We start from the raw sequence: 12,925 nt of genomic DNA, 5'->3' as shown, positions 1-12,925 counted from the left end.
AACTGGTTTTCATCAATCGATTTGAGTAGATAGCAACTCGATATCCCGTCGAATTAACTACAAACTTCTTAACCCATTGGTATAAATTCTTATTTTTCAGCTTTGTTTAGCTGCAATCATCGCCAAACTCGTATCCAACATACGATTAGCAAAACCCCACTCGTTATCGCACCACAGCAACAGTTTAACTAACTGCCCAGCGCTTACCCGAGTTTGAGTGCCATCAACAATACTGGAGCGGGGATCATGGTTGAAATCACATGATACCAAAGGCTCATCAGTATAGCCTAGGATACCGTTAAATCGCCCATTGGCGGCCAATTCTAACACTTGGTTCACGCTGGCAATATCAACGGTTTTCGCTAAGGTGACAGACAAGTCGATCGCGGTTACGTTAATCGTTGGCACGCGCACCGAAATGGCCTCAAACTTGTCCTTCATATGTGGCAAAATCCGCTCAATACCGCGGGCAAGTTTAGTGTCAACGGGGATAATAGATTGGCCTGCAGCTCGGGTGCGACGTAAATCATCATGATAGGCATCAATCACTTGCTGATCGTTCATCGCCGAATGGATGGTGGTAATAGCACCGCTTTTCACCCCAAAGTGTTTATCGAGTACATCAATCACTGGCACGATACAGTTGGTAGTGCATGAGGCATTTGAGACAACGGTATGTTCGGCGCGCAGTAAATCGTGGTTCACACCATAAACAATAGTGCCATCAACATCGGCTGACGATGGATGACTTATCAGCACTTGCTTAGCGCCAGCATGGATATGGGCTTCACAGCTTTGACGATCTAAGATTACGCCCGTGGCCTCATAGACGATATCAATATCCATCTCGCGCCAAGGGAGTTTTGCCGCATCGGGCTCGTGGAGGATTTTTATCGCATCGTCGCCAATCAACATATGATTATCAACAAGCTTCACTTTGTGTTGAAACCGACCATGGGTGGTATCGTATTGGGTAAGATGAATAATGGCTTCAGGCTTAGCCAATTCATTAATCGCGACAATCTGTATTTGCTGACGTTTTCCCGACTCATATAAAGCGCGAAGGATAGAGCGGCCGATACGGCCATAACCATTAATAGCGACTCGGATCATTGAGGTATCAGTTTCCTCTTAATACAAAAACGGCCTGCAAACGATTGCAGGCCGCATTATACAGATTAACAGTTCAAAAGTTTAACCTTTTGTATTTAATCTAATCCTTTGGCTGATTAACCTAGTGATTTTGCTGCATTCAGCACATTTTCAACGGTGAAACCGAAATGCTTCAGCAACACGTTGCCTGGCGCAGACTCACCGAAAGTGGTCATACCCACAACAGTGCCTTCGAAACCAACATACTTGTACCAGAAGTCAGTATGGGCTGCTTCAATGGCGACACGCTTAGTCACAGCACGGGGCAATACTGACTCTTTATAAGCCGCATCTTGCTTATCAAACTCAGTGTTTGATGGCATAGAAACTACGCGAACTTGTTTGCCTTGTTCAGTCAGAGCCGCTGCCGCTTCCATCGCCAATTGCACTTCACTACCGGTTGCGATCAGGATCAGTTCTGGTGTACCTGCACAGTCTTGCAGTACGTACGCACCTTTTGCCACATTGGCTAATTGCTCAGCACTGCGTACTTGAGCCTTCAGGTTTTGACGGCTGAAGATGAGTGATGTTGGTGCCGTACGACGTTCGATAGCCGCCTTCCACGCAACAGCGGTTTCAGCCGCATCACAGGGGCGCCATACAGCCATATTTGGCGTCATACGCAGGTTAGCTAATTGCTCAACGGGTTGGTGCGTTGGGCCGTCTTCACCTTGACCGATAGAGTCATGGGTGTAAACGAAGATGTTTTGAATGCCCATCAGTGCAGACATACGCACAGCATTACGCGCGTATTCCATAAACATCATGAAAGTCGCACCGTAGTTAATAAAGCCACCATGGAGTGACACGCCGTTCATAATGCCACTCATACCGAACTCGCGCACACCGTAGTACACATAGTTACCGGCTGGATCGTCTTGAATCCCTTTAGAACCTGACCATAAGGTCAAGTTAGAACCCGCTAAGTCGGCAGAGCCACCAAGCAGTTCAGGCAACATAGCACCAAAGGCACCGATGGCATTTTGTGACGCTTTACGGCTCGCAATACCTTCGGCTTTATCTTGGCATTCTTGGATAAATGCCTGTGCTTTAGCTTCGAAATCAGCAGGTAATTCGCCTTTCAGTACACGGCGCTCGTACTCTGCAGCCAGTTCTGGGTATGCTTTAGCGTAAGCAGCAAACTTGTCGTTCCACGCGGCTTCCCTTGCAGCACCCGCCTCTTTAGCATCCCAACCGGCGTAAACATCGGCAGGGATTTCGAATGGCGCATGTGGCCAACCTAAGAATTCACGAGCCGCGGCGATTTCAGCATCACCTAATGGTGCGCCATGACAATCGTGGCTGCCAGATTTGTTTGGCGAACCGAAACCGATAATGGTTTTGCAGCAGATCATGGTGGGCTTGTCGGTCACGGCTTTCGCCGCTTCAATAGCGGCACGAATCGCATCGCTATCATGGCCATCAACATTGGCAATCACATGCCAGCCGTAAGCTTCGAAACGTTTTGGCGTGTCATCGGTAAACCAGCCTTCAACATGGCCGTCGATAGAAATACCGTTGTCATCCCAAAATGCAATTAACTTACCTAAACCTAAAGTGCCAGCTAATGAACAAGCTTCGTGGGAAATACCTTCCATCAAGCAACCATCGCCAAGGAAGCAGTAAGTATAGTGATCAACAATCTCGTGGCCGTCGCGGTTAAACTGCGCAGCTAGTGTTCTTTCGGCAATCGCCATACCGACCGCATTACTAATGCCCGCGCCTAATGGACCCGTTGTGGTTTCAACACCTGGGGTATAACCATATTCAGGATGACCTGGGGTTTTTGAATGCAATTGACGGAATTGTTTCAGCTCTTCAATCGGTAGTTCATAACCCGTCAGGTGGAGTAAAGAGTAGATCAGCATAGAGCCGTGACCGTTAGAGAGGATAAAACGATCTCTATCTACCCATTTCGGATTGTTCGGATTGTGCTTAAGGAAATCATTCCACAGCACTTCAGCAATATCTGCCATGCCCATTGGGGCGCCGGGGTGGCCTGAGTTTGCTTTTTGAACTGCATCCATACTTAACGCACGGATTGCGTTGGCGAGTACTTTACGGGAAGACATGCTCTCTCCTGCTTAATTTGTGGGGTCTAGCGGGCAATTTGGATGCATATTTTCCCCTACATAAGAGGATGACGCAAACGAAAATTCATCACAATTTCACCTTCATCGCGTCAATCGTGCTTTATCAAGATAAAAAAGAGATTGAATATGAACTTTTATAGTCCAAACTTCGTAATTAAAATCGGCATACCAAGACACTCATAAAGTTTTTACTTAAGATTGCCTACGGGCCATCTTGGGCATTTTAATTAGATATACCAATGAAAAATAATGGTCCAAAGATATATTTAATGATTTATTTTCAAAAAGTTAATTAACAAAATCGCTTTTTAGTTTGGATTTTAAAGCTGGGATTTACCTCACTAAGTACACAAATATTTGGCTTTGGGGGTGTCATAGTGATGAATTTCCACTAAAATAGCCGTCTAGATGTAGATGCTTCTACACGTTTGAATGCTAACGACGAGATTTTCCTACTATGGCAAAGCACTTGTTTACTTCTGAGTCGGTCTCAGAAGGTCATCCCGATAAAATTGCAGATCAGATTTCTGATGCTGTGCTAGATGCAATTCTGGCCCAAGATCCTAAAGCACGCGTCGCGTGTGAAACCTACGTCAAAACTGGCATGGTATTAGTGGGTGGTGAAGTCACTACTTCTGCTTGGGTAGATATTGAAGAGTTGACCCGTAAAACGGTTCGCGAAATTGGTTATACCCATTCAGACATGGGGTTTGATGCCGATTCCTGCGCCGTATTAAACGCGATTGGTAAACAGTCTCCAGACATCAACCAAGGTGTTGATCGCGCCGATCCAAAAGAACAAGGTGCCGGCGACCAAGGCTTAATGTTTGGTTATGCCAGCAATGAAACCGAGATCCTGATGCCTGCACCTATCACTTATGCCCATGCATTAGTGAAGCGTCAATCAGAAGTACGTAAAAACGGCACTTTGCCATGGCTGCGCCCAGACGCGAAAAGCCAAGTCACCTTCGCCTACGAAAACAACAAGATTGTCGGTATCGATGCGATCGTGCTTTCAACCCAGCACAGCCCTGATATCGCCCAAGCTGATTTGATCGAAGGCGTGATGGAAACCATCATCAAGCCCGTTCTGCCTGCCCAGTGGTTAAGCAAAGACACTAAATACTTTATCAACCCAACTGGCCGTTTCGTTATCGGCGGACCTATGGGTGACTGTGGTTTAACGGGTCGTAAGATCATCGTAGATACCTACGGCGGTATGGCGCGTCATGGCGGTGGTGCATTCTCTGGTAAAGACCCATCAAAAGTTGACCGTAGTGCCGCTTACGCTGCCCGTTATGTAGCAAAAAACATTGTTGCTGCAGGTCTGGCTGATCGCTGCGAATTGCAAGTGTCTTACGCTATCGGTGTGGCAGAGCCAACATCAATCAGTATCGAGACCTTCGGTACGGGTAAAGTGTCTGAAGAGGTGCTGATCAAATTAGTGCGTCAACACTTCGACCTACGCCCATATGGCCTGACTGAAATGCTAAATCTGGCTCGCCCAATTTATCAGGCAACTGCCGCTTACGGTCACTTTGGCCGCAACGAATTCCCATGGGAAGCAACAGATAAAGCCGAAGCACTGCGCGCTGACGCTGGCTTATAATCCCATATTAAGATGCATAAAAAACCGCTACCAAGCGGTTTTTTTATGCATGATGGGGTAGATTAATAATGCTAAGACAAATACAGCAAGATAAAAAGCAGCATATACACTAACCATTAGAGTGCACAGACCCATGACCGATAACGCCACCTTATTACAACAACTTCAAACTTGTGCATGGGCAGCCAATGTAGGTCAGCCAGAGGAAACAGCAAAGACATACGGTACATTAGCGGACATTGCCGCTTTTATTGAATCCGATCCTGAAGCCTTTTTTGAAACACCTTACGAAATCCAATATGAAAGCCTGTGTGTAACAGATCATAACTTGGCTACTTCATTAAAAACAAAGGCAGTAGTAAATGACATGCATGCTTGGATTTCTGACAACGAAGTAGATGAAATATCTAAGTCAGCTTACCTCTCCACTTGGAAAATGATTCCCGTTGCAGAAGTATGCGCACTGACATCCGACGACGCAGATACGCTCGCTACACTACTCCGAGCTGACGTTAAACTTTCAGCCTTTACGAGTGAACGCCTATCTTGGTATCTCAGTGGAAGAATACCTTTTGGTTATATTGGTACTTACCCAAACGGGCAATGGCTCATTCTTTAGGCTGATACGCTAGTGTAAAGCTAGAAAGCGGGTGTCCCGTTTCATTTTTTTGAGGACTCTCATTCTAAGCCATTTTAGCCAAAGCAGATTGTAGGCAAACTGAAAGTGCATTATGTTGTTTTATAATGAGTGGCTGTTTATATGTTTATTAATCCATAGAAATTTTAATGAGAAACTGACGAGTTAGATCAAAGGGTCTATCACATTTATGTCCCATAAGTGAGCTAGTGAATCTGACTTTCCTAGCCTGGTTCATAGTGTAACATCCAGTCATAGATATCAACTAATTACCCTTCAAACGGTATAAAAACCGCTACCGCAAAAAAGCAAATTCCTATAGCATCATTTATACCCATTTACATGGATGTGGCAGCGGCCATATTTGAGATTTAGTAAACAAGCGATTTATGCCTGCAAACAGCGCAGCGCATAAATACTAAGACGTTAGCTTTTTGTAGGGATAACAATGTCAACAACAGCATCATTAAAGTGTAAGTATTGTGAAAAATATAATGAAGTCGATGCGTGTTTTTTTGATGACTTTATGACCAGCAATAAAATTAATCTTTCATTTCATTGCGGAATATGTGGTAAAGATAACATTTATAGCAATCTCACACAGTCAGAACTGGAAGAAATAATTAATCCTTCAAGTGAATTAGAAAGACAGGCGGAATTCTTAGGTATCTCTGCTGCAAAACTTAGTGCATATGTTTATCCTCCGGATGTAATGAAGGAGGCAGATTTAGATAGAAGAAAAATTCGTGGTTTATCTATAAAAGAGTACCTAAAATCATGCCGTCAGAGCTACCCAAAAAAGGAAGGGCAGAATTGGTGGCTCGTTTATCAATTAAAGACATTAGATGCTGTTGTGTTCTTTCGTAGAGATTTTAAGTCATATAGGCTTCTAGATGGGAAAGGTATATCTCTTGAATTTGGAAATATCATAGAATTAGGAGATTACGTACGTGAAAGAATCTAAAAACACTGTGGGGGCGGGCTGTCTAGGAGCTGTTCACCGTGGTTCTAGACAATTGCTATGATATTACTAAGTCATCAGCATCAAGTGGTCAATAATCTGTGGGTATTGACCTGCCCACCAAGAATCTTGCCCAATATGTGTCCCGCATCAATATGCGCCTACAAAGTTGAGGGATGGATATACAAACAAAATTATGCCGAGGATGTTTAATAACCTCCTCGGCATTTATTATTTAAGAGATAGTGGTTTAAAATCAAGAAGGGAACTATCAAACTCCACAGACAACAATTTATCCTTGAAAGCTTCGGATATTATTATATTAAATGCACCACCCCACTCATACAAACGAAAGGCGTCTAAGTTTTCAGGTATTTTGTCCTTATTGACAACTGGTTCAATAAAAAATCGCCCATGCTTTGATTCCCAAACTTCTGGAATGTAGCCCAGAGGCCAGCGTTCAATTCTAGAACATTCCCAATCAACGCAGTCAATGTAATTAAATACATGCATCAACACATACTTTAAATTGTTATGCCTATTTATAAATGGTATTAACTGGACACCACTGACATTAATATAGTCCGCAAAAAAGACATCCTCATTAAACGCCAATAACCTAGATCCAACCGAGACCACCTGAGGTGATTTACCTTCTTTTAATACATTGAAATATAAAACACCTTTGAATCCAGATTGAATCGCAGATAGTTTCACATCACTTAATTCATTTCCTTCGCCATCTATAAAAAATGAACTAGGATTCATATAACCCATCCATTTTTTACTTTCCGAATTTATACCTAATTTATAGTAATTCATTATTTGTTAACCTTCGTCAATATGTCAGTGCCAGCAGTAGTATCATTAAACTAGGATCCTATCTCTAAGCACGGCGCCGTATAGAAGGGAAATATTTATTAGACTCCTTTGTACAGTTTCCCAGCGCTGTTATCAATGTCGCTTTATCCATAAAGAAAGCGAGGAAAGCGAGGACAGGACAGCGAGGACATATATGGTCACCTTGGGGTTAGCAAGGTCAATGTCCTACTTTATTCAAACTAATTTGTGCTAATCGATAAATCACCTTTCACAACGGGGTATCAGTCGTTAATGGTTCGCGGTCTTGCGACAGAGAAAGCGAGGACAGTCACATCTTTTTGTGTTTTTTAGCTTCTTTGACTAGGCTTTACATTATCTTGCTTTTGTCGTTTTGGAGTGTCTCATGACCTCAGCCAGAAGACCGTTAATTGATGCCAACGCGACGCCTTTCTATCATGTGATAAATCGCTGTGTTCGCAGGGCTTTTTTATGTGGTGAGGATAAACTCACTGGTCGAAGCTATGAGCATAGGCGTGGCTGGATTGTTGATAAAATCAAAGTATTGTCATCGATTTTTTGTATTGATATTTGCGCCTATGCGGTGATGAATAACACTATCATTTAGTGCTTAAAATTAATGTTGAGAAAGCTAAATCCTTAAGTCAAAGGGAGATTATCAGTCGTTGGTGTCAAATCACTAAAGGCCATGCGGTTGCTACTAAGTATATGAATGGTGACGTCTTAATCGACGGTGAAGTCATGTTACTTGATGCATTGCTCGCTGAGTGGCATGAACGGCTAAGTAGTGTTAGCTGGTTTATGCGCTGCCTTAATGAAGAAATCGCCCGCAAAGCCAATCGTGAGGATGAGTGTAAAGGTGCCTTTTGGGAAGGGCGGTTTAAGTCGCAAGCACTGTTAGATGAGCAAGCACTGCTCGCCTGTATGATGTACGTGGATTTAAATCCAATCAGGGCGGGGGTTGCAGACTCTTTGCAATCCTCTGATTTTACATCGATTCAAGAAAGAATTAGCTTGCTAAACCTGCAACGTGACGCTTTTACCTCACTTAAAACACAGGTTAAATCCGTAAATAAACTGCCGCAAATTATTCACCAATCCCTCGCCAAATTTGATGGTCCAACACACCAGAGTCAGCAAACGGGCATTCCGTTTTATTTTGTCGATTATCTTGAGTTAATAGATTGGACGGGTCGAGCCATCCGCCTTGATAAAAAAGGTTATATCGATAATCAACGGCCAAAACTCCTTCATGAGTTAGGGATTGCCTCCGATGCATGGCTCACTTCTGCCAAAGAGTTTCGTCGTCAATACAGTGGCATAAGTGGTCGATGGGATAGCATGTGCGAATTCAAAAAGCAGCACAACAGTGGTAAATGGTGTAAAGGCAAAGCCTCTAGCCAAGCTTTGCACCCTTAAGCGGGTAAGCTTCTCCATGATGACTGTTCACGCTCTGCATTACTTTTGTTTAGTCTGAACAAAAGTAAACATTCAAATTCCTAAATTACTATTGTCCCATACCGAGTTCGTGATAACTAAAGGCTCTAAAATCAGAGTATTAATATTAAACCACTTAGCAATGGTCGAAATGGGCATTTTGCATGCAAAGTAAGCCAATTTGATCTTGGGATAACAGTGCGCACTCTACGTTATTTTTTACCTTTACTCGCTCAAAATCATCGGCCGTAACATTTTCTATTGTTACAGAATAAGCATTGGTTCGGCCGCAATTGAGCCAAATATCCCCAATTTGAACCCAATAATAGCGCGATAGATCCGAGTCAGCGGCAAACTCGACTTCAAATCCCCTTGCCTCACACTTATTAAGAGCACACTCAGATAGGATCAATCGCAAATTATCCCAAGCCGATAAATAGACTTCGGCATAGGCGGTTAGGAGTGACTCAACAAATGGATCGTTCACGTATTGCTCTCCTGAATATTCGTCAATAAAGACACTGTTCTCAATTGCGATAATCCGCTATCTGACTTATGTCTTCACCAACATTAAATAGTAGTCCCTTGCTGATACCGTGAAAAAGTCCACAACTTGCATGTTCGCTTTTCCCGAGTGAGCGGCAAATGAACGCTCATTCTCCTCAGCAATAAAGGTCAACATATAACTAAAATGCGGTGAAACAACGGAGCGAATGGCGTTAACTAGGGCCTCAAAAACCCCTGTCCCACGATAGGTTTGATGCACCCAAATAGGTCCATATTGGCAGCTATTATTTTTTGTCAGCTTTGGGCCATCCCAACTTAGCTGAGGCAGACGATTTAATAGCGAGCGATAGATCGGCCAAGCCTCGAAAAACGTCCACCGTCCTGCGATAACATAACCGATAATGGTTGAATCAACCTCGGCAACCATAACCCAGTGATGATTCACTAATTCACTGAGTTCATTACGAGAAAAGGCTTGCCCCTCAAGGCCAATATTTGCTGACGTTAACTCATCATTGAGATACCGTTTCTCAAGCACCACTAATAAATCAATATCTTGCGCTGTCGCTAATCGTATTATCACGGCTATATTCATATATAAAATCGATTTCAAGGGCATGATTATACATTAGCTAAAGGGCAACCCAACCCTGTTGCTCCTCAAGATAAGCACAATTCCATGCGCTCCATCCGTTCATCAACGTCACTTTTCTTCCTGTTGTTTCGCCCATTGAATAAAAAGCACTACCGGATAAGGTGACATCAATACTAATCCTAAACCAATAAGACTTGAGATGAATAACATTCCGCTGATGTCGAGACTCCATTGCGTCAACATATAGACCCCAACTCCACAAACTAACATCAATACGCCTAACCAATGTAAAAACTTCAATAAATTCAGAGTACTTTTAACCGTATCTCTCATAGAAACCTCTTTCGATTTTGAGCTAAACTTGTCACACTATGGGCATAATCATGGGAAAAGGAACAGAAACGATGTTAAAACAAACATTCATAGTAAGTGCATTACTACTCGGATTGACGGCTTGCCAAGGCACCGATCTCACAAAGAATAATTCGACTCCATTAGAGGGAAGCTGGCACATTGAAGCCATTCAAGGCAAACCCGTTATCGATTACAGCCCTGCACACATCACCTTTGAAGCTGAAGGTAAACTCCATGGTAATAACAGCTGCAACAACTTTTTTGGCCAATATATCCAGCAAGGCCAAGAACTTAAATTAACACCAGCGGGGAGCACAATGAAAGCCTGCGTTGATGCTCTGATGCAGCAAGAGCATAAGGTCATGCAGGCTATGCCACTTGTAGCAAAAGCCACATTAGTCGAAGGGCGTCTGACCTTGCTCAGCAGCGATGACAAGCCTGTGCTTATTCTAAGCAAAATGAAATAACCCTAAGGCCATTGCCATAAAAAAACCGCCCTCGGCGGTTTTTTTACCTATCTCCAAGCAGTGTAAACATCCTCGTTTCAGCTTGTTTGGGGATAATGGTTACGCTTTAGCATTCTTCGCAGCGGCGTTTTCAATGGCGGCATTTTGTTCTGCTAAGACTGCACTTTGCACCATATCAGCATTGTAATGCGCTTCATCAAGCTCATCTTCTGATTTAGCGATAATAGTCGTTGCCACTAAGTCGCCCGAGACGTTTACAACGGTACGAGCCATATCCAAAATACGGTCAATCCCCGCGATTAACGCTACCCCTTCCAGTGGAAGACCCACTGTTGATAGCACTAATGTCAACATCACTAATCCAGCCCCAGGTACACCAGCAGTACCAATAGAAGCCAACGTCGCCGTTAAAATAATGGTGAGATAATCTACCCAAGTTAAATCGATACCAAAGGCCTGCGCCACAAATAATGCTGTCACACCTTGGTATAACGCTGTGCCATCCATATTTATCGTGGTGCCAAGCGGTAATACAAAGCTCGAAATCTTTTTATTAACCCCTAAATACTCACTGGCACATTTCATGCTCGCAGGTAAGGTGCCAGCAGAGCTTGATGTTGTAAAAGCCACTGCCATGGCATTGCTAATGCCCTTGAAGAAATGCAATGGATTTAATTTAGCGAACACGCGCAATACTATGCTGTAAAAGCCTAATACATGAATAATACAGCCGAGGTAAACCGCAATAATCACTTTAATAAGTGGCCACAGCATGTCGATACCATACTCACCGGCCACCCAAGCCATTAAGCCAAACACCCCATATGGCGCAAGTTTCATCACCATATCAGTGAGCTTGTACATCGCCTCGGCTAAGCTCTCAAACACTTTAATCGCCGGTTTACCATGATCACCAATCAGCACCAGTGCAATCCCTAGGGCGACAGCAAATACAATCACTTGTAAGATTTGTCCACTGGCTAATGCGGCAATAGGATTGGTCGGTACAATATCGATCAAGGTCTGCATAACCGAAGGGACTTCCTTTGCGGTATGCACAACATCATGCTGCAAAGGCGGTACACCTGCGCCGGGTTGGATAACATAACCCACCAAAAGCCCCAAACTAATGGCAATAGCGGTAGTACAGAGATAAAACGCAAAGGATTTAAAGCCGATACGTCCCATTTTGGCGGTGTCTTCCATCGACGTCACGCCGACAATTAAAGAGCAGAACACTAAAGGTACAATCAACATCTTGATTGTATTCACAAACAACGTACCGATAGGCTTTAAGAAAACCGCCTGCTCACCTAACACCACCCCAACAGTGATACCTAGCACCATACCAATAAAAATTTGCAGCCATAGTGGCACTGACATCCAACGCGACCAAGCACGGCCTAACGCTGACGACCTTTGTTTTGACATGTTTTTAACCTTGATGTTGAAATGATGATATGGCAAAGCCTTATCCATGGCAGGTGCTAACTTAACTCACTAAATTAGCGAACCGCTGAGTCTAGCATAATGAATAAAAATCTAAGGATGATCTATATCACGTTGAGGCCAACCGCTATAAAATCCAACTAATTTTCATATCCACAGTAAAATGATGTGTTACAGGTTCAATGCCGTTTTTCTGTTGCTATCTCGCTCATTTGACTCTACTGCTCCATGCTGAGATACATTTCGTGCTAAAGTAAGCCACACAAATATCCCTTATAAAACAAGAGCGGCCTTGCCAGGCAACCGCCTAGGAGTTGTTGTATGTTAATTCGTAAAGCTAAAGCGCAGGATCTCACAGCCTTAGTTCAATTTAATCAAGCGATGGCCCAAGAGACTGAAGGCTTAGTGTTAGATGAAACCACACTAACTAAAGGTGTCAGTACGCTACTCAATGCACCTGAAAAAGGTTTTTACCTTGTCGCAGAAATAAAGGGAGAGATTGCAGGCTCGCTAATGGTGACATTTGAATGGAGTGATTGGCGTGCTAAGGATTATTACTGGATCCAAAGTGTGTATATTCGTCCACAAAATCGCCGACAAGGTATTTATGGCAAACTCTATAACGAGGTAAAGAACCTCGCCCAAGCCAATGGCGGTGCCGCAAGTTTTAGGCTTTATGTCGAACAGGAAAATACGGCTGCACAACAAACCTACAAGGCACTAGGGATGAAGCAGAGCTACTATTTGATGTACGAAGAAAAGTAAGCCAAATAAAAAGGATCATGTCATTGACAGGATCCTTTTACTTTTTATATATCGGGGTT

At 43.5% G+C, this 12,925-nt stretch carries 12 protein-coding genes and 1 pseudogene; 6 read left to right on the top strand and 7 right to left on the bottom strand.

Annotated features, from left to right (window positions below):
• Positions 1-96 precede the first annotated feature (96 nt).
• Positions 97-1,113, bottom strand: coding sequence for an erythrose-4-phosphate dehydrogenase (epd, locus tag MZ182_RS04040; RefSeq protein WP_011790562.1), 1,017 nt, complete (start codon positions 1,111-1,113; stop codon positions 97-99).
• Between the two features lie 116 nt (positions 1,114-1,229).
• Positions 1,230-3,224 carry a transketolase gene (tkt, locus tag MZ182_RS04035; RefSeq protein ID WP_011918749.1) on the bottom strand — a complete coding sequence of 665 codons (1,995 nt, stop codon included), beginning with the start codon at positions 3,222-3,224 and terminating at the stop codon, positions 1,230-1,232.
• Positions 3,225-3,702: 478 nt separating this feature from the next.
• Between tkt and metK the strand changes: the two genes are divergently transcribed.
• From metK to MZ182_RS04020, 3 genes are all read left to right on the top strand, one after another.
• On the top strand, positions 3,703-4,854 hold the full coding sequence (gene metK / locus MZ182_RS04030; RefSeq protein ID WP_011918748.1) for a methionine adenosyltransferase: 1,152 nt from the start codon (positions 3,703-3,705) through the stop codon (positions 4,852-4,854).
• Positions 4,855-4,987: 133 nt separating this feature from the next.
• Complete coding sequence (locus MZ182_RS04025) at positions 4,988-5,473, top strand: hypothetical protein (RefSeq protein WP_011918747.1); 486 nt, start codon at positions 4,988-4,990, stop codon at positions 5,471-5,473.
• Between the two features lie 466 nt (positions 5,474-5,939).
• Entirely contained in the window at positions 5,940-6,455 is a 516-nt protein-coding gene (locus MZ182_RS04020) for a hypothetical protein (protein WP_014609965.1), read from the top strand.
• Positions 6,456-6,683: 228 nt separating this feature from the next.
• Here MZ182_RS04020 and MZ182_RS04015 read toward each other — a convergent pair whose 3' ends face one another.
• Positions 6,684-7,274 carry a hypothetical protein gene (locus MZ182_RS04015; protein ID WP_248066327.1) on the bottom strand — a complete coding sequence of 197 codons (591 nt, stop codon included), beginning with the start codon at positions 7,272-7,274 and terminating at the stop codon, positions 6,684-6,686.
• Between the two features lie 403 nt (positions 7,275-7,677).
• On the opposite strand from MZ182_RS04015, the pseudogene MZ182_RS04010 reads away from it, so the two are divergent.
• Positions 7,678-8,711: pseudogene (locus MZ182_RS04010) on the top strand (transposase).
• A 154-nt stretch (positions 8,712-8,865) separates the two neighbouring features.
• Here the strand turns inward: MZ182_RS04010 and MZ182_RS04005 are convergent.
• The 3 genes from MZ182_RS04005 to MZ182_RS03995 form a co-directional block, all read right to left on the bottom strand.
• Positions 8,866-9,216 (bottom strand): hypothetical protein, encoded by a 351-nt coding sequence (locus tag MZ182_RS04005; RefSeq protein ID WP_011790567.1) that lies wholly within the window; start codon positions 9,214-9,216, stop codon positions 8,866-8,868.
• A gap of 66 nt (positions 9,217-9,282) precedes the next feature.
• Positions 9,283-9,819: a GNAT family N-acetyltransferase gene (locus tag MZ182_RS04000; RefSeq protein WP_041408457.1), complete on the bottom strand. Its 537-nt coding sequence runs from the start codon at positions 9,817-9,819 to the stop codon at positions 9,283-9,285.
• Positions 9,820-9,939: 120 nt separating this feature from the next.
• Entirely contained in the window at positions 9,940-10,164 is a 225-nt protein-coding gene (locus MZ182_RS03995; protein ID WP_011790569.1) for a hypothetical protein, read from the bottom strand.
• Positions 10,165-10,235: 71 nt separating this feature from the next.
• On the opposite strand from MZ182_RS03995, the gene MZ182_RS03990 reads away from it, so the two are divergent.
• Positions 10,236-10,652, top strand: a complete 417-nt coding sequence (locus MZ182_RS03990; RefSeq protein WP_014609961.1) for an META domain-containing protein — start codon at positions 10,236-10,238, stop codon at positions 10,650-10,652.
• A 99-nt stretch (positions 10,653-10,751) separates the two neighbouring features.
• Here the strand turns inward: MZ182_RS03990 and MZ182_RS03985 are convergent, their stop codons facing one another.
• Complete coding sequence (locus tag MZ182_RS03985; protein ID WP_011790571.1) at positions 10,752-12,083, bottom strand: dicarboxylate/amino acid:cation symporter; 1,332 nt, start codon at positions 12,081-12,083, stop codon at positions 10,752-10,754.
• Between the two features lie 339 nt (positions 12,084-12,422).
• Between MZ182_RS03985 and MZ182_RS03980 the strand changes: the two genes are divergently transcribed.
• Positions 12,423-12,866 carry a GNAT family N-acetyltransferase gene (locus MZ182_RS03980; RefSeq protein ID WP_011790572.1) on the top strand — a complete coding sequence of 148 codons (444 nt, stop codon included), beginning with the start codon at positions 12,423-12,425 and terminating at the stop codon, positions 12,864-12,866.
• The last annotated feature ends 59 nt before the right edge of the window (positions 12,867-12,925 follow it).

The sequence above is a fragment of the Shewanella sp. JNE2 genome (assembly GCF_023159115.1).
GTDB classification, from domain to species: Bacteria; Pseudomonadota; Gammaproteobacteria; order Enterobacterales; family Shewanellaceae; genus Shewanella; species Shewanella putrefaciens.
The sequence above is the reverse complement of the archived record's forward strand: the minus strand, read 5'-3'. Positions and strand labels throughout refer to the sequence as shown.

Excerpts from the sequence above, each read along its gene's own strand:
- metK (WP_011918748.1), top strand. The coding sequence starts at position 3,703 with ATGGCAAAGCACTTGTTTACTTCTGAGTCGGTCTCAGAAGGTCATCCC.
- MZ182_RS03985 (WP_011790571.1), bottom strand. The coding sequence starts at position 12,083 with ATGTCAAAACAAAGGTCGTCAGCGTTAGGCCGTGCTTGGTCGCGTTGG.
- MZ182_RS03990 (WP_014609961.1), top strand. The coding sequence starts at position 10,236 with ATGTTAAAACAAACATTCATAGTAAGTGCATTACTACTCGGATTGACG.
- MZ182_RS04015 (WP_248066327.1), bottom strand. The coding sequence starts at position 7,274 with ATGAATTACTATAAATTAGGTATAAATTCGGAAAGTAAAAAATGGATG.
- MZ182_RS04020 (WP_014609965.1), top strand. The coding sequence starts at position 5,940 with ATGTCAACAACAGCATCATTAAAGTGTAAGTATTGTGAAAAATATAAT.
- MZ182_RS04025 (WP_011918747.1), top strand. The coding sequence starts at position 4,988 with ATGACCGATAACGCCACCTTATTACAACAACTTCAAACTTGTGCATGG.
- tkt (WP_011918749.1), bottom strand. The coding sequence starts at position 3,224 with ATGTCTTCCCGTAAAGTACTCGCCAACGCAATCCGTGCGTTAAGTATG.
- epd (WP_011790562.1), bottom strand. The coding sequence starts at position 1,113 with ATGATCCGAGTCGCTATTAATGGTTATGGCCGTATCGGCCGCTCTATC.
- MZ182_RS03980 (WP_011790572.1), top strand. The coding sequence starts at position 12,423 with ATGTTAATTCGTAAAGCTAAAGCGCAGGATCTCACAGCCTTAGTTCAA.
- MZ182_RS03995 (WP_011790569.1), bottom strand. The coding sequence starts at position 10,164 with ATGAGAGATACGGTTAAAAGTACTCTGAATTTATTGAAGTTTTTACAT.